The following is a 351-nucleotide window of genomic DNA, read 5'->3' as shown; positions in this document are numbered from 1 at the left end:
GCCTCATCGACGCGGCCTCGCACGCCATGGCCGAGTACATGACCGGCCTCATCGCTTCCAAGCGCCTAGAGCCCGGTGACTCGCTCCTCGACCGCCTGATCTCGGCGCGTGACGGAAGTGACCACCTCAGCGAGGAGGAGCTGGTCTCCCTGGCGGTGCTGTTGCTCATCGCAGGACACGAGACCACCACCAACTTCCTCGGCAACGCCGCCCTGGCCCTGCTCCAGCACCCTGCCGAGCTGGACCGCCTGCGCAGCAACCCCGAGGACGTCCCAGCCGCGCTGGACGAGCTACTTCGCTTCGACTCGCCCGTCAGCACGACCACCTTCCGGTACACCACGGAAGCCGTCA

1 protein-coding gene is annotated in these 351 nt (G+C 67.5%); it reads left to right on the top strand.

Going from position 1 to position 351, the window contains the following annotated elements:
- Positions 1-351 (top strand): cytochrome P450 (locus RB628_RS41685; RefSeq protein WP_318325802.1); only part of this gene is annotated, 351 nt, incomplete at both ends.

Source organism: Streptomyces sp. ADMS (assembly GCF_033441795.1).
Lineage (GTDB): Bacteria > Actinomycetota > Actinomycetes > Streptomycetales > Streptomycetaceae > Streptomyces.
This window is presented reverse-complemented; position numbering and strand designations above follow the sequence as displayed.